At 66.8% G+C, this 15378-nt stretch carries 17 protein-coding genes; 15 read left to right on the forward strand and 2 right to left on the reverse strand.

The window, feature by feature from the left end; translation table 11 throughout:
* The first annotated feature begins 14 nt into the window (after positions 1–14).
* From QE377_RS10035 to QE377_RS10060, 6 genes are all read left to right on the forward strand, one after another.
* Positions 15–335 carry a hypothetical protein gene (locus QE377_RS10035; RefSeq protein WP_307322561.1) on the forward strand — a complete coding sequence of 107 codons (321 nt, stop codon included), beginning with the start codon at positions 15–17 and terminating at the stop codon, positions 333–335.
* Between the two features lie 69 nt (positions 336–404).
* Positions 405–950, forward strand: coding sequence for a VanZ family protein (locus QE377_RS10040; RefSeq protein ID WP_307322564.1), 546 nt, complete (start codon positions 405–407; stop codon positions 948–950).
* A 46-nt stretch (positions 951–996) separates the two neighbouring features.
* Positions 997–2094, forward strand: coding sequence for a glycosyltransferase (locus QE377_RS10045; RefSeq protein WP_307322567.1), 1098 nt, complete (start codon positions 997–999; stop codon positions 2092–2094).
* On the forward strand, positions 2091–3095 hold the full coding sequence (locus QE377_RS10050; RefSeq protein WP_307322570.1) for a glycosyltransferase family 1 protein: 1005 nt from the start codon (positions 2091–2093) through the stop codon (positions 3093–3095). The genes QE377_RS10045 and QE377_RS10050 overlap by 4 nt, the downstream gene beginning before the upstream one ends.
* Complete coding sequence (locus QE377_RS10055; RefSeq protein ID WP_307322572.1) at positions 3092–4057, forward strand: glycosyltransferase family 2 protein; 966 nt, start codon at positions 3092–3094, stop codon at positions 4055–4057. Before QE377_RS10050 ends, QE377_RS10055 begins: the two co-directional genes overlap by 4 nt.
* A gap of 9 nt (positions 4058–4066) precedes the next feature.
* Positions 4067–4615, forward strand: a complete 549-nt coding sequence (locus QE377_RS10060; protein ID WP_307322574.1) for a DapH/DapD/GlmU-related protein — start codon at positions 4067–4069, stop codon at positions 4613–4615.
* A gap of 3 nt (positions 4616–4618) precedes the next feature.
* Here the strand turns inward: QE377_RS10060 and QE377_RS10065 are convergent, their stop codons facing one another.
* Both QE377_RS10065 and QE377_RS10070 read right to left on the reverse strand, forming a co-directional pair.
* Entirely contained in the window at positions 4619–6217 is a 1599-nt protein-coding gene (locus QE377_RS10065) for a hypothetical protein (protein ID WP_307322577.1), read from the reverse strand.
* Between the two features lies 1 nt (position 6218).
* Positions 6219–7514: an O-antigen ligase gene (locus QE377_RS10070; protein ID WP_307322579.1), complete on the reverse strand. Its 1296-nt coding sequence runs from the start codon at positions 7512–7514 to the stop codon at positions 6219–6221.
* 132 nt (positions 7515–7646) lie between these two features.
* Between QE377_RS10070 and QE377_RS10075 the strand changes: the two genes are divergently transcribed.
* The 9 genes from QE377_RS10075 to rpsS all read left to right on the forward strand — a co-directional run bounded on the left by QE377_RS10075 (position 7647) and on the right by rpsS (position 15360).
* Positions 7647–9515, forward strand: coding sequence for a DUF4012 domain-containing protein (locus QE377_RS10075; RefSeq protein WP_307322581.1), 1869 nt, complete (start codon positions 7647–7649; stop codon positions 9513–9515).
* Positions 9516–9646: 131 nt separating this feature from the next.
* On the forward strand, positions 9647–11098 hold the full coding sequence (locus QE377_RS10080) for a sugar transferase (protein WP_307322584.1): 1452 nt from the start codon (positions 9647–9649) through the stop codon (positions 11096–11098).
* A 188-nt stretch (positions 11099–11286) separates the two neighbouring features.
* Positions 11287–11853 (forward strand): LPXTG cell wall anchor domain-containing protein, encoded by a 567-nt coding sequence (locus tag QE377_RS10085; RefSeq protein ID WP_307322587.1) that lies wholly within the window; start codon positions 11287–11289, stop codon positions 11851–11853.
* 413 nt (positions 11854–12266) lie between these two features.
* Positions 12267–12575, forward strand: coding sequence for a 30S ribosomal protein S10 (rpsJ, locus tag QE377_RS10090; RefSeq protein WP_045246810.1), 309 nt, complete (start codon positions 12267–12269; stop codon positions 12573–12575).
* An 8-nt stretch (positions 12576–12583) separates the two neighbouring features.
* Complete coding sequence (gene rplC, locus QE377_RS10095) at positions 12584–13243, forward strand: 50S ribosomal protein L3 (RefSeq protein ID WP_137418052.1); 660 nt, start codon at positions 12584–12586, stop codon at positions 13241–13243.
* 4 nt (positions 13244–13247) lie between these two features.
* On the forward strand, positions 13248–13907 hold the full coding sequence (gene rplD / locus QE377_RS10100; protein ID WP_274286321.1) for a 50S ribosomal protein L4: 660 nt from the start codon (positions 13248–13250) through the stop codon (positions 13905–13907).
* A complete protein-coding gene (rplW, locus tag QE377_RS10105) occupies positions 13904–14203 on the forward strand; it encodes a 50S ribosomal protein L23 (RefSeq protein ID WP_137418050.1) in 300 nt (99 codons plus the stop codon). Before rplD ends, rplW begins: the two co-directional genes overlap by 4 nt.
* Positions 14204–14227: 24 nt before the next feature.
* Positions 14228–15067 carry a 50S ribosomal protein L2 gene (gene rplB, locus QE377_RS10110; RefSeq protein ID WP_137418049.1) on the forward strand — a complete coding sequence of 280 codons (840 nt, stop codon included), beginning with the start codon at positions 14228–14230 and terminating at the stop codon, positions 15065–15067.
* An 11-nt stretch (positions 15068–15078) separates the two neighbouring features.
* The gene (gene rpsS, locus QE377_RS10115; protein ID WP_053546372.1) at positions 15079–15360 is read left to right on the forward strand and encodes a 30S ribosomal protein S19; all 282 of its coding nucleotides are present in this window, start codon (positions 15079–15081) and stop codon (positions 15358–15360) included.
* The last annotated feature ends 18 nt before the right edge of the window (positions 15361–15378 follow it).

Here is a 15378-nt window from a genome sequence, read left to right on the forward strand (position 1 = left end):
GATACGCTCGTCTGGTGGCATCCCGATACCCCGTCTCGAAGCTGGCGCGCGCATTCGGGATCATCGCCATCGTGGATGCGCTGATCGCGGTGGCCGTGCCGCTGGGCATCGCTTTCGCCATGTATCGGGGCCTCACGTCCGACGTCCTCAGCACCCCGCTCATCGGTCTCGTGGGTGCGGCGATCGCGCTCATCGGCTTGATCCTCTGTGTGCTCGGAGCGATCGCCGGAAGGGGTCAGCAGTCGGCGACGGTGATCATCGGCGCCCTCATGAACGCGGGAGTCCTCCTGGGGCTGGTCCTCGCGGTGTTCCTCCCGATGCTCACGGGGGCGTAGGAGGCTCCCAGGGCCGGTGCCCTAGTATTGCGGTTCAACGCATGCCACGGGGGACGGCGGGGAATGAGCATGTCGATGTCTGCGCATGAGACCGAGAGCCTGCTGGAGCAGTGGGGGAGAAGCGACTCCGCGCCCCGGAAGCCCGCTCCCAGCCGGCTGAGACTCGGTATCGCGCTGGCGGGCCTGCTCGCCTACGTCGGCGTCGTGCTCGCCGCCACACTATCGCCGACGCCCTTGGACGCGGGCTACGACGTCGCCATCGAGCGCTTCCTCGGAGTGCTGCATCGAAACGGAATCCCCGAGTGGTTCGGGTACAGCAAGCTGGAGTTCAGTGCGAACGTCGCGATGTTCGTCCCGCTCGGTTTCCTGCTCGCGCTCGCTCTGCCCCGCAAGGCGGTGTGGGCGGTCATCCTCATGATCCCGGCCTTCTCCGGGGCGATCGAGCTGTTCCAGGCCACATTCCTCGCGGCCCGCTTCGCTTCGGTGCTGGACGTCGTCGCAAACACCGCGGGGGGCTATCTGGGGGCGATCCTCGCGATCATACTCCGCGCGGTCGTCGACGCCCGCGACCGCAAGCTCATCGCCCGCGCCCTTTGGGAGCGTGGGGTGCGCTGAGGCGCCCGCAGCGGGTCGGGTAGGCTGTTGCGGTGGGTGGGGGATCATGACTGGCGTTCTCGTTCATGAATGGCTCGCCCCGCGCGGCGGATCCGAGAACGTCTTCGAGGAACTCGGGCGCATCTTCCCCGACGCGGAACGCTTCTGCCTCTGGAACGCGAGCGAAGGCCGCTTCACGGATGTCGGAGAGACCTGGTTGGCGCGCACTCCCCTCCGCGGCAGGAAGGCGGCGGCGCTCCCCTTGATGCCTCTCGCCTGGCGGCAGCTTCCCGAGACGGACGCAGAGTGGGTGTTGTGCAGCAGTCATCTCTTCGCGCATCATGCTCGTTTCCGAGGACCCGCGCACAGCGCGCCCAAACTCGTGTACGCGCACACCCCGGCTCGGTACGTGTGGGTGCCTGAACTGGACGGTCGCGGCGGGGGCGCTGGAGCGCGAGCCGTTTCCCGCGCCTTGAAACCGCTCGATCGCAAACGCGCTCAGGAACCCGTCGCCATCGCCGCGAACAGTCGTTTCGTCGCGCAGCGGATCGCCGACACCTGGGAGCGCGACTCCGTGGTCATTTATCCCCCGGTTGCCGTGGATCGTTTCCAGCGGCCCCCGGAGCTCAGCGCATCCGACGCATCACGCCTGGACACGCTACCCGGTCAGTTCCTTCTGGGGGTTTCGCGATTCGTGCCCTACAAGCAACTTGAACGGGTGATCGACGCGGGCGTGGCCGCGGGGCTCCCGGTCGTGCTGGCCGGGAGCGGCCCCGACGAGGCGCGCCTGCGCAGTATCGGCGAGACGCGCCATCCCGGTTCCGTGTTCTTCGTCGATCATCCCTCGACTGATCTGCTGAACGCGCTGTACCGCCGCGCACTGTCGGTGGTGTTCGCGCCGATCGAGGACTTCGGCATCATCCCCGTCGAATCGATGGCCGCCGGCACGCCCGTCATCGCCAACGCGGTCGGGGGAGCCGCGGAGTCCGTCATCGATGGAGAGACCGGCGCGATCATCGCGTCGTGGACGCCAGAGGAGCTTCTCGCCGGGGTGGAACGTGCGACCGCTTCTCGCCCTGAGCGGTGTGTGGAGCGCGCCACGGAGTTCGGAGCGGATGTCTTCCACGAGCGGATCCGCTCGTGGATGCAGGAGTCTCTGTCGTGACGGGACAGACTGTGCTCGCGCGTCTGTTCGTGGATGACAGGTGGTCTGGGGCTCACGGCATCGGGCGATACGCATCCGAGGTGCTCTCCCGATTGAGTGTGCCGTGGCGCTCACTCGCGCTGCCGGGCCGGCCCTCGGGGCCGATGGAGCTTCTTCGTTCCGTTCCCGTGGAGCGAGACGATGCGCTCTACAGTCCCGGCTACAACACGTTCCTCGGCGTGCGGCAGCAGTTCGTCACGATCCACGATCTGATCCACCTCCGGGTATCCGGGGTGGAAGGATTGAAGTACAAGGCCTACTACACCGCCGCGCGAGCGCTCGTGCGCCGAAGCGGCCTGGTGTTCACGGTCTCCGAGGCTTCCGCGAACGACATCCGTGGCTGGCTGCGCGACGACGATGTCGAGATCGTGAATACGCGAGGCGGATGCTCGCCCGCTTTCGTTCCGGACGGTGAAGCGGCGGATGAGGGGGCCCCGTACTTCCTGTTCGTCGGCAATCTCCGGGCCCACAAGAACATTCGGACGTTCTTGAACGCGCTCCGCGAGGTCGAAGCGCGCGGTGTCGTCGTCTTGCCGCAGTCGGAGCGTCCCGAGCTGTTCCGGCTGCTCGATGAGATGGGCGTCTCGAATCGTGTGCGGGTCGTCTCGTCGATCTCAGACGAGGAGCTGGCGACCCTGTACCGGGGAGCGGTCGCCCTCGTGTTCCCATCGACGCTGGAGGGGTTCGGCCTGCCCGCGCTGGAGAGCATCCGATCGGGAACTCCCGTCGTCTACTGGCGCGGCTGCGATTCCGTGAGCGAGATCGTCGGACCGGCCGGCATCTCCGTAGCCGAGAGCCAGGACGCGGACGAGTGGGCGGGCGCGATGCAGCGAGCCGCGCACGAGGATCGTCGCATCCCTCCCGGGGCTGCTGAGCAGTTCAGCTGGGATCGGACGGCCTCGTCGATCAACAGAGCGCTGAGCGCGCGCCTCGGTGCGTCCGAGAGAGACGGGCAGCGATGAACATCAGGGTCGGCATCGTCACGGTGACGTACAACAGTGCGGCCGTGCTCCAGCCGTTCCTCGCTTCGGTCCGCGCGCAACTCGGGATCAGCGTGACGCTCTACGCCGTCGACAATGACTCGTCGGACGACTCCGTGGACCTGATCGAGAGCTGGGACAGTGGGGATGTCGCGCGCGTCGTGATCCGCAGTGGGGCGAACCTCGGTGTGGCCGAGGGAAACAACCTCGGGATCAGGCAGGCTCTCGCGGACGGGGTGGACTGGGTCCTCCTCCTCAACAACGACACCGAGTTCGAACCGACGATGATCGCTGACCTCGTCGAGGCGGCGGCGTCGACGAGCGCGAGCATCGTGACCCCGATGATCGAGGGCGACGACCCGCCCGGCTCATTGTGGTTCGGGGCCGGTGTACTCCACCCCTGGCAGGGGTACCGGGCTACGCATGTCGGTGCGGGTTTGCCCTTCCCGGCGATATCCGAGGACTCACCCGTCACCCGGCCGACAGCGTATGCGCCCACGTGCGCTCTGCTGGTGGCCCCGGACGTCTTCGCCGCCGTAGGCCTCATGGACCCGTCCTACTTCGTCTACTTCGACGACGTCGACTTCTGCATTCGGGCGCGGCGCGCGGGCTGGGCCTACCAGGTGGCTTCGCACGTACGACTGCTGCATAAGGCAGGAAGCGTGACCGGCAAAGATCGAGGTGCCTTCACCGCACGCTGGGGAATCCGGAACTGGGTGCTCGTTGCCCGGCGGCATGCGACCTCGCCGGTGCAGAGAGCCGTCTCGCTGCTGTACATCCAGGCTCACCTGCTCGCCGGCTCCGTGCGTGCCCGTGATCCGTTCTGGCGGATCCGCCTGCGTGAGCGCGCCTATCTCGAGGGGCTGCGCACTGCGCGCGAGAGCCGTGACATCCCGGGTGCAAGCGCTGGAGAGGTCGTCAGTCGGCCCGGCCCGATCCGATAATCTGGGGGGATGCAGGTCAGCAACGTCTGGTGGCGTGCCATCACACGGGTCTTCTACTATCCGCGGTTCGCCTCCCATGGGCGGCGCGGTGTCATCCGCCGACCCATTGCTCTCCTCAACCCCGGCGGCATCACGGTGGGTGACAACCTCTTCGTGCGCGAGGGTGCTCGAATCGAGGCGGTCGTGCGCAAGGGAGTCCCGCGGGGGCGCATCGTGATCGGCAACAACGTCAGCATCGAGCAGGGGGCGCATATCGCGGCCAGCGGCACCATCATCATCGAGGATGATGTCGCGATCGCACCCCGCGGCACCATCATCGCCTCGACGCACCCGATCGGCGATCCTGCGGACGGCAATCGCGCATCACACGTGGAACTGGAACACAGCGTGGTGCACATCAAACGGCGCGTCCTTCTCGGGGCGAACGTCGTTGTGCTTCCCAACGTGACGATCGGAGAGAACTCCGTCATCGGTGCAGGATCCGTCGTCACGCGCGACATCCCGCCCAACTCGGTCGCGGTCGGCTCCCCGGCGATCGTCATCCGGACCTTCGGCTGACGATCAGCGTCCTGTGAGGCGCCGCGCGAGGGCGGTCACGACGGCGCGTTCGGACTTCGGCACCACCACCGCCATCTGCCAGGCTACGGCTCCCGCTGCGGCGATCACCGCGACGACAGCGCCCCATACGGTGCGAGCTGCACCCGACGCGCTCAGCGCGGCGACCGCCGCGACGATGGGAATCAGCGCCGGCGCGGGAACCCCCAGCGTCCAACGGAAAGCGTCTCCTGGTCGTAGCCCCGCGATGCGGGAGACGCGCACCGACCAGAAGCAGGTCAGCGTCGTGCCGAGCAGGGAGCCGAGGAAGACACCCAGGGCGACCCCGACGCCGCCGAGTGGAACCACCAGGATCAGGCTGAGCAGGAGGCTGGCGCCTGCGGAGACGACGGGCGGGAAGATGAGTCGGGAGTGGGTCCGCGTCGCGATGAATCCAAGGGCGAGGGGGTTGGAAAGGAGCTGAGCGGTTCCGGCCGCGACGAGCAGGATCCCGACGGCCCATACCTGGGGTGCCTCCGAGGCGTTTCCGTCGGCGACCACACCCAGGTACCAGGGCAGCACGGCGAGGGCACCGGCAGCAAGAGTGCACAGCAGCGCCGAATGCATGCGCGTCGCGAGCACGATCTGTCGACCGACGTCCTCACGGCGGATGGCGTGCGTGCCTGCGAACTGCGGCAGGAGCGGCCCTGAAAGTGCGGACATCACTCCCGTCAACGCGGCCAGGACGACCGTGGCGAGGGAGTAGCCGACGAGGTCCTGGTAGGCGAAGCGCGCGACGATCAACGTGCTGAAACCGGAGGCCGCCAGCGAACATACGCTCCAGATGATGAGCGGCCCCGAGTAGCCAAGGACGCCGAAGACCCGGGAGAGGCGCGTCATCTCATCGTCGACGGTGCCGATGCCTGCGGCCGTCAATCGTGACGCGCTCCGGTTCACAAGACACACCATGATCACGGTGCCCGCCAGGAGCGGGAGTGCGTAGCCCGCCGCCGTCCAGGCCAAGTCCTTCGTGACGGCCGCAGCCGCGACGGCCAAGCCGAAGGCGAGCAGACGGGCCGGCGCGAGCACCCATGTCGGGATGAAGTTGCGTTGCAGCCCGGCGAAGTGGGCCGCGGCCGCGTTCGCGAGAAGAGTCGCGCCCTGTCCGATCGTGATGAGCACCAGCGTCAGCGCGCCTTCGGCCGCGAGCGGGCCGGGGATGGCAGGCACGAACGTGCCCAGGAACACGGCGAAGACGGACGCGAAGGCGAGAAAGAGCATCACGACGGTCGTCGACACGATCAGGCCCGATCGCGCCACCCGCCGCACGGCCCCCGTGTCGCCCATCGCCACCGCTCGAGCGGTTATCGCCTGCATCGTGGTGGGCACGCCCGCGTCGAGATACGCGAGATACGCGCCGATGCTGAAGACGAGCGCCCAGACGGCGTAGAGAGTGTTGTCGAGCAGAAGGACCAGGGCGAGCGGCAACGCGATGGTCAATCCACTGGTGGATGCACTACGCAGGACGTTGGCCAGCCCGTTGCGTGCCAGGACGCCTCGCACACCGGGAGTACCGACCGCGGGGGGCGTGCTCTGCGCCTGGGGGCGATGCGCCGGTTCTGTCATCTCAGCTCGGCTCTTGTTCCGCCGAGCGTACGCGACGTGGTGCCCGAACGACTCCGGTGGCCGCCCATGCCAGCGCAGCCACCGCCCAGAGCTTGAGGTCCCAGTAGTAGGACGTGATGAACAACGCGACGATGGCCACTGACAGCCAGCTACCGATGAGCGCCTGGGAGACGGGTCGTCGCAGACGGTAGGTCTGCCACACGATCACGGCGACGACGGCAAGCTGGCACAGGAGCAGAAGAATGCCGCCGTCCAGCAACGCCTGTAAGAACGCATTGTTGGCGATGATCGAGTTGGGTCGCCCGCCGGTCACGTCGCCGCCGTACCGTGGGGCCACGTAGAAGAGATTGCCGGGGCCGATCCCGAGCAGGGGATGGTCGGCGCTGATGCGGAGAGTGCGGTCGATCCACTCCAGCCGAGGGGCGTTCGAGGACTCCTCCGTCGGGTCGAAGATGGACGTGAACCTCTCCCAGAGGAAGCCGAACACGCCCGGGAGCAAGAACACCAGCGCGACGGCGGCCGCCACCGCGCCGGCGACCCAGGGCCAGAACCGGCGGAGTCGACCCACATAGGGCCAACCGAGGGCCACGAGGAGCAGCGGCAGGGTGAGATAGGCGGCCCGAGTGTTCGCCAAGATCGTCACCAGGACGAGCGCGGCGATGAGCGCCATCGAAAACCACGTCGTCCGCGATCGAAGCCGGTCGTAGGCGATGACGGCGCCGACGACGAGAACCATGTAGTAGCCGAAGTAGCCGGCCTCGTAGAGGAACGACGAGATCCGCGCCGAGCCGCCGCCGAGCGCCTCGTACTCGATCAACTGCGGCCAATCTACGAGCGCCGCGAGCAGTTGATAGAGGCCGAAGACCGCCGCCACCATCCCTCCGGCGATGAAAGCACGCAACAGATCGGCCAGGTCATCGTGCAGCCGCGCGCCGACGACGACTGCGACGAAGGGGACCACGGCGCCGAGGACGACCGTGACGCACTGCAGAAGGGCGGATGCGGGATGCTCCGAGAGAAGCGAACTCGCGACGAGGACAAGAAGAGCGGCAAGGATCAGGCCGCCCAGCGTCAGGTCCCATCGAGACCATCGTCGTCGGGCCTTCTCGAGGGATCCGGCCATCACGATCCACTCGATGAGCCCGAGCACGAGGGAGAGTGCGAACAGCAGGATGGGCACCTTGACGTTGAAGCCCATCACAGAGACGTTGGCGAGGCGATCCCACCCGATGGTGAAGAGAGCGCCGTAGAGACTCCATCGCGCAGTGAGAGAGAGCGCATTTCGCGTTCGGCGCATGACCGATAGCCTATCTACGGCTGCGCGACCGCCCTGTCACGGCTGCGCTCACGGCTTTTCCCCGGGCCGTGGCCTTTAGCGTGTATCTGGACGGCACTTCTGGCTGCCGCTGGGGATGTGGATGAGGCTTCGATGAATCGACCCGCTGGCGCACACGCGCCGACGCGCCGTGAACTGCGCGCCCGGAATGCGGCTGCGGACTCCCGCCGCCCGAAAACCCGCTGGTGGCCGTGGGCGCTGGGCGGTGTGCTGAGCCTCGCCGTCGGCCTCGCCGTGGCGGCCGGCGTGTTCGCGATGCAGGCGATGACGGTACGGGATGACCTGACGGCGGCGAAATCCCAACTCTCTGGCGTGCTCGACCAGGTCCGCTCCGGTGATGCCGCCGGAGCGGAGGCGACTGTCGCGAAGGTGACGCAGCTCACGGATCGCGCCGAGCAGACCGTCCGGACTCCGCTCTGGGATTTCTTCTCCGCGGTGCCCGTCGTGGGCGAGAACGTCGCGGCGATCAGCGCGGCGACGGACGCGACGCACATCCTGGTCACAGATGCCCTGCCCGTGGGGCTCCAGCTCGTGCAGACGATCGACGTGAACAATCTCACGGTGGAGGGCGGCGGGTTCAACCTGCAGCCGTTCGTCGACGCACAGGCGGTGCTCCCGCAGATCAGTGGGGCCTTCAGCAAGGCGCAGCTCGCGGTCGGCGGCATCGATCGCGAGCAGCTTCTCCCTGTCGTGAATGAAGCAGTCGGCCAGCTTCTCGACGTCGTCGACCAGGCGGCGCCCGCGGTGACCATGCTCGACGAGTACCTGCCGTCGATCCTCGAGATGGCGGGCAAAGAAGGTCCCAGACACTACTTGGTGCTCTTCCAGAACAACGCGGAATCTCGTGCGACGGGCGGTAACGCGGCGACGAGTTTCCTGCTGACCGTCGACAACGGCAAGATCTCGATGGGCAACCAGGCAAGCGCCGCCACGTACGACGAGTACGGCACTTCAGGACGCAGCTACGTGGAACTGCCCGAGGAGACGACGGCGCTGTACGAGAACGACTTCACCACGTTCGCGCAGAACTACAATCGAACGCCCAACTTCCCCACGACGGCGGAGATGTTCCGCGCTCTCTGGCAGAAGACGATGGGTGAGGACATCGACGGCGTCATCTCGATCGATCCCGTCGTGCTCTCCTACATGCTCCAAGCAACGGGACCTGTGGACATCGTCGACGGGCAGCAGCTGACGTCCGAGAACGCGGTCAAGGTCCTTCTGAGCGATGCATACGAGCGATTCGGCATGGATGGTGCGGCAGCCGACACGTACTTCGCCGCGGTGGCCGGTGGCGTGTTCGGCGCCGTCGTCTCCGGATCGTGGGATCCGCTGTCGATGTTCGATCAGATCTCGCGGGGCGTCGCCGAACAGCGCGTCTTCCTCTGGTTCCCGCGTGAGAAGGAGGAGGCGCTGGCGACCACTCTGGGCGTCTCTGGAGCACTGGCCACAGACAACTCCCACGGCACCGAGATCGGGATGTTCGTCAACGACGCCGGTTACGACAAGCTCAGCTACTACATGAGCACCGGGATCGCCGTCACATGCGACGCTGCTGCGGGAACGATGACGACGACGGCGACCGTGCACAACAACGTCCCCTCGGCGAATCTCTCGGGATGGACTCTCAGCTGGCGTAACCCCGGTCTCGGCATTCCGCGCACGAGCATGCTGCTCGACCTTCTGTTCATCGCTCCGCCTGGATCCACGATCGTCGGCAGCGACCCAGCGACCAGCGACCTCGACGGGTGGGATCGATCGGGCGTCGAGAGTGGCCGTCCCGGGGAGAGCCGTACGCTCGTGGTGCCGATGGGTGAATCGCGCACGATCACGTTCACGAGCACGATTCCCGAGGATGCGCAGGGACCGATCAGCATCCGACGCTCCGCCGGTGTCGGAGATACGCCGATCTCCATCGACGCATCCTGCGACGCGCTCCCCGCGACCCGATCCGGGCGGTGACTCCAGCTCCGTTACAGCAACGACCGTCATATGAATAGACTGTTGACAAAGCGTGTGCGGGGGTGCGTACGCCGAGTTGAGGGGGGCATGTGACAGTGGAAGCTCATTCCGCGCACAGCGGAAGCGCGGCGATGTCCTTTCCGGTCGAGCGAACCGGCTCCGTCCGCTCGCTCAAGTGGCCGCGCCGCTACGCAGGGCGGCTGCTGTTCAGCGACTTCGCCGTCGTGGTGGCGACCCTGACCGCCTACACGCTGTGGCTGCCTGAGGCGGCCGACAGCCTCGACTGGCCGGGAGGCCCGACCGTCCCCTACTGGGTGGTCGTCATCGTCGTCGGCGTCATCTGGCTCGTCACGCTCGATGCAGTCGACTCCCGTGATCGGCATATCGTCGGGCACGGCTTCACCGAGTATCAGCGCATCATCCGGGCCTCTCTCTTCGCGTTCGGTCTCATCCTCGCGGCCTGCTTCTTCCTCCGTATCGACCTGGCGCGTTCGCTCTTCCTGTTCGCGCTGCCCGTGGGAGCTGCGCTGCTGATTCTGTCGCGCTGGATCTGGCGCCAATGGCTGCGTCGGCAGCAGCGCCACACCCGCTACGTCCACCGCGCAGTGGTCATCGGGTCCCCGGCCAAGGTCGCGCACGTCGTCCGCATGATCCACACGACCGAAGGCACCGGCATCGCCATCGTCGGCGCTATCACGGATGCGGGTCTCGGTCCGCGCATCGGACCGGTCCCCGTGTTGGGAACCTTCGACGACACCGAGACGGTGGTGGACTCGGTCCGCGCCGACACCGTCATCGCTGCGGGATCGGATGACCTGGACCCCAAGACGATGCGGCGGCTGGGTTGGGCGATGGCGGAGCGCGACGTCGACTGGGTGGTCGCTCCCGCTCTCACCGATGTCGCAGGCCCCCGCATCCATGCGCGTCCCGTCGCGGGACTTCCCCTCGTGCACGTCTCGTTCCCGAAGCTGGACGGCGCCAAACGCTTCCTCAAGCGCGCTTTCGACATCGTCGGGTCGGGCCTGCTCATCGTCGCCGCATCCCCGCTGATGCTCATCGTGGCGATCGCCGTGAAGGCGGAGAGCCGCGGACCGCTCATCTACCGGCAGGAGCGCATCGGCAGGTTGGGGCAGCCCTTCGGCATGATCAAGTTCCGCTCCATGGTGGCGAACGCCGACGACCAGCTCGCCTCGCTGCTCGATCTGCAGGGAACGACGGACGAGCCGCTGTTCAAAGTGGTCAACGATCCGCGGATCACCCGCGTCGGGCGCTTCATCCGCAAGCACTCCATCGACGAACTGCCTCAGCTCTTCAACGTCTTCTCGGGTGACATGAGCCTCGTGGGCCCGCGACCCCAGCGTCACGCCGAAGTGGCCCTCTACGATGAGGCGGCCCACCGCCGACTCCTGGTCAAGCCCGGCATGAGCGGCCTGTGGCAGGTCAGCGGGCGCTCGTCGCTGTCGTGGGAGGATGCGATCCGTCTCGACCTCTACTACGTGGAGAACTGGTCGTTCACTCAGGACGTCATCATCCTGTTCCGCACCGTGCGGGCAGTGCTCGCCCCGGGGAAGACCGCGCACTGATCCAGTGGTTCGGCGAGGTTACGGAGACGTAAAGAAAAGACGTTTACGATGCCCTCGACTTGTGAGTGCGCTGGGAGTAGGGCTAGCGTGGCCTGCGGGGGTAGGCTGGGCGATTCGTCCCTCAGTCCAACTCCCGGACCATCCTGGTACCCATTGAGGCTGCGCCTCACACCCCCACGGAGTTGAAAATGAAGAGCCTTCGCACCAAGATCGCAGCGGTCATCCTGACCGCTGCCGCCCTCGTTGCCGCTCCCGCGGCAGCGCAGGCCTACGTCCCCACGCCCGGATCGCCCGACGCGGCGGTCTCCGGCGCACCGACCCCCGGCGGTACGGTGACGCTCGTCGCCACCGCCTTCGACGGCAACACACCGATCAGCTTCGTCGTCACCGGAGAGAACGGTGCCGGCATCACCCAGGCGTCGGTCAAGCTGGCCATCAGCTCGTCGCCGACCTTCACCACCTCGACGAACGCGGCGGGCGACGCGTCGTTCAACGTCAAGCTGCCGTCGAACGCGACCGGCTCCTACGACGTCGCGGTCACCGGCCAGAAGAACGGTGTTTCGGTCACCGAGACCACGAGCCTCGCCGTGGGCGCCGGAAGCGGCGGCACCGGCACCGGCTCCGGCACGGGTCTTCCGGCGACCGGTGTCGACAGCGGTTCGCTGATGGGCGTCTGGATCGGCGGCGGCGTGCTGCTGCTGGGCGGCCTCGCGGTCACCGTCTTCGCCGTGCGTCGTCAGCGCCAGGGCGCCTGACGCACCCAATCAACGACAGAACCCCCGGGCTACGGCTCGGGGGTTCTGTCGTTGTTCTCGACACGCCGCCCCGACACGCCCGAGTTTGCGACACGCCCGGGCGACACGTAGACTAGTCAGGTTCCACATTCCGGGTGCTTTGCTGCCCGGATCACTGCCAGGGCAGTGCATAGATCAGCGCCTCGAGCGCGGGGTCTAGGCCGCGGGCAGCAGAACGACATCTCCCACACTTCTTCCCGGAAACGGGCGTGCACCGCGCGTGGAGTGAGGGGCCGGCGTCCGCAGGATGCCGGTTTGACACGAGAACAGTGGTGCAGCATCACCGCGAAAGCGGGAGAAGTGCCCGGCGCGCAAGCGTCACCGTGCGTCCGATGCCCTCAGAGGTATGACGCGAGAAAGAGAGTGAGCAGACTATGGCGGGACAGAAGATCCGCATTCGCCTGAAGTCGTACGATCACGCGGGGCTCGACAGCTCGGCGCGCAAGATCGTCGACACCGTGACCCGAGCCGGCGCCACCGTCGTCGGCCCCGTGCCGCTGCCGACCGAGAAGAACGTCGTGGTCGTCATCCGGTCGCCCCACAAGTACAAGGACAGCCGCGAGCACTTCGAGATGCGCACCCACAAGCGCCTCATCGACATCATCGACCCGACGCCCAAGGCCGTCGACTCGCTGATGCGTCTCGACCTTCCGGCCGATGTCAACATCGAGATCAAGCTCTGAGGTTCGACATGGCTGACATCAACTCCAAGATCTCCCAGGGCCTCCTGGGCACCAAGCTCGGCATGACCCAGGTCTGGAACGAGCAGGGCAAGCTCGTCCCCGTGACGGTCATCCAGATCACCCCGAACGTGGTCACGCAGATCCGCACCCCCGAGAAGGACGGCTACAACGCCGTTCAGATCGCCGCGGGTCAGATCGACCCCCGCAAGGTCACCAAGCCCCTCGAGGGCCACTTCGAGGCTGCCGGCGTGACGCCGCGTCGCCACGTCACCGAGATCCGCACCGCGAACGCCGCTGACTACTCACTCGGTCAGGAGCTCACGGTCGACGGTGTCTTCGAAGCGGGCAAGCTGGTCGACGTCGTCGGCACCAGCAAGGGCAAGGGCACCGCGGGTGTCATGAAGCGCCACAACTTCAAGGGCGTCTCCGCTTCGCACGGTGCGCACCGCAACCACCGCAAGCCCGGTTCCATCGGTGCCTCGTCGACGCCCAGCCGCGTCTTCAAGGGCATGCGCATGGCCGGCCGCATGGGTGGCGAGCGCGTGACCGTCCTCAACCTCACGGTGCACGCCGTCGACGCCGAGAAGGGTCTGCTGCTCGTCAAGGGCGCTGTGCCCGGTGCTCGTGGCCGCATCGTCTACGTCCGCAACGCAGTGAAGGGTGCCTGAGAACATGGCTGACTCGACTCTCGCGCTCGACGTCGTGAAGGCAGACGGCAAGAAGGCCGGCTCCGTGGAGCTGCCCGCCGCCCTGTTCGACGTCAAGACGAACATCCCCCTCATCCACCAGGTCGTCGTCGCGCAGCTCGCGGCGGCTCGCCAGGGCACGCACTCGACCAAGCGTCGTGGCGAGGTCTCCGGTGCCGGCCGCAAGCCCTTCAAGCAGAAGGGCACGGGTAACGCCCGTCAGGGCTCCATCCGCGCCCCGCACATGACCGGCGGTGGCATCGTCCACGGTCCGAAGCCGCGCAACTACTCGCAGCGCACGCCCAAGAAGATGATCGCGGCCGCCCTCCTGGGCGCGCTGAGCGATCGTGCTCGCGGCGAGCGTCTGCACATCGTCGACTCGTTCGGTGTCGAGGGCGCTCCCTCGACCAAGGCCGCTGCTGCGGTGCTGAACACGCTGACCCCCGCGAAGAACGTCCTCGTCGTCATCGAGCGCGACGACGAGCTGAGCCTGCTGAGCGTGCGCAACCTCGCGTACGTCCACGTGCTCGCCTTCGACCAGCTGAACGCCTACGACGTGCTCGTCTCCGACGACATCGTCTTCACCAAGGCCGCCTACGACGCGTTCGTCGCGTCGCGGACCGCCACCGAGGAGGTCTCGGCATGACCGCCGTCAACAAGGACCCGCGCGACATCATCCTGAAGCCGGTCGTCTCCGAGAAGAGCTACGGGCTGATCGACGAGGGCAAGTACACGTTCTACGTGGACACCCGCGCCAACAAGACCGAGATCAAGCTCGCCATCGAGAAGATCTTCGGCGTCAAGGTCGCTTCGGTCAACACGATCAACCGCGTCGGCAAGGCCCGTCGCACCCGCTTCGGGATCGGCAAGCGCAAGGACACCAAGCGCGCCATCGTCACCCTGAAGTCGGGCACCATCGACATCTTCACGGCAGTCGGCTGACGGTCGGGATAGAGGACACAGATTATGGCTATTCGCAAGTACAAGCCGACGACCCCCGGTCGTCGCGGCTCGTCGGTGGCGGACTTCGCCGAGATCACGCGATCGACGCCCGAGAAGTCCCTGCTGCGCCCGCTGAGCAAGACCGGTGGACGTAACAACCAGGGCCGCATCACGACGCGTCACATCGGTGGTGGCCACAAGCGCCAGTACCGCGTGATCGACTTCCGTCGCAACGACAAGGACGGAATCAACGCGAAGGTCGCTCACATCGAGTACGACCCCAACCGCACCGCACGCATCGCGCTGCTGCACTACGTGGACGGCGAGAAGCGTTACATCCTCGCGCCGAACAAGCTGCAGCAGGGTGACATCGTGGAGTCGGGCGCCGGCGCTGACATCAAGCCCGGCAACAACCTGCCGCTGCGCAACATCCCCACCGGTACCGTCATCCACGCCATCGAGCTCCGCCCCGGCGGCGGTGCGAAGATGGCCCGCTCCGCCGGCGCCAGCGTGCGTCTGGTCGCGAAGGACGGTCCCTACGCGCAGCTCCGTCTGCCCTCCGGCGAGATCCGCAACGTCGACGCGCGCTGCCGCGCGACGATCGGCGAGGTCGGCAACGCCGAGCAGTCGAACATCAACTGGGGCAAGGCCGGCCGCAAGCGCTGGAAGGGCGTCCGCCCGACCGTCCGCGGTGTCGCGATGAACCCGGTCGACCACCCGCACGGTGGTGGCGAGGGCAAGACCAGCGGTGGACGCCACCCGGTCACGCCGTGGGGTAAGGCCGAGGGCCGCACCCGCCACGCCAACAAGGAAAGCGACAAGTACATCGTCCGCCGTCGCACCGCCGGCAAGAAGCGCAAGTAGGAGTCAAGAAGATGCCACGCAGTCTGAAGAAGGGCCCCTTCGTCGACGAGCACCTGCTTCGCAAGGTTGTCTCGCAGAACGAGGCGGGTTCCAAGAACGTCATCAAGACCTGGTCGCGCCGATCGATGATCGTGCCCGCGATGCTCGGTCACACGATCGCGGTCCACGACGGTCGCAAGCACATCCCCGTGTTCGTGAGCGAGACCATGGTCGGCCACAAGCTGGGCGAGTTCGCGCCCACCCGCACCTTCCGCGGCCACGTGAAGGACGACAAGAAGGGCCGTCGCCGCTGACGCGGTGACGCAGAGGAG

The sequence above is a fragment of the Microbacterium sp. SORGH_AS_0862 genome (assembly GCF_030818795.1).
Lineage (GTDB): Bacteria > Actinomycetota > Actinomycetes > Actinomycetales > Microbacteriaceae > Microbacterium.